Raw genomic sequence first — 500 nt, forward strand, 5'->3', positions numbered from 1 at the left:
CGCTCGGCGGCGCGGCGGTTGGCGAGGCCCTGGATGTACTGGCCACCGACATAGCTCCACGCGGGTTTGCCGTGGTCATTGAGCTGGATCGCGCGGCAAGCGCTCGGCCAGTCACCGGCGCGGGCGTAGCGCGCTGCCGCCGAATTGCACGCTGCCGAGACGCCGACGTTGTAGGCAAACACGGTCAGCGCAGCCGCCTGATGCGGCGCCATCTCAACCGGGATGCACCGCGCCAGTTGCTGGTAGCGCTCGCCCAGTTCCTGTCGCAGCCAGGCATCGCAAGTGGCATCGGCATAGGTGGCGTCCAGCCGCACCTGGGCGCCGGTCTGGCCGTAGCAGGCGGTCGGCACGCCGCCGATGTCGAGGTAGGTGGTGTTATGTTTGCCCTCCCACTGCATCGCCAGCGGCGTGGCCAGCGCCAACATCGCCGCCACCGCGACGGCGGCCGGGCGAGCCTTGCCGGCATCATGGCGCCAGCGCTGGCGCGGCTGGTCCTGATG

At 70.4% G+C, this 500-nt stretch carries 1 protein-coding gene; it reads right to left on the minus strand.

What is annotated here, in order from left to right; genetic code table 11:
• The coding region (locus tag FAZ21_RS20110) for a lysozyme (protein ID WP_136775200.1) at positions 1–500 on the minus strand (500 nt) is incomplete at both ends.

This window comes from Chitiniphilus eburneus, from assembly GCF_005048205.1.
Lineage (GTDB): Bacteria > Pseudomonadota > Gammaproteobacteria > Burkholderiales > Chitinibacteraceae > Chitiniphilus > Chitiniphilus eburneus.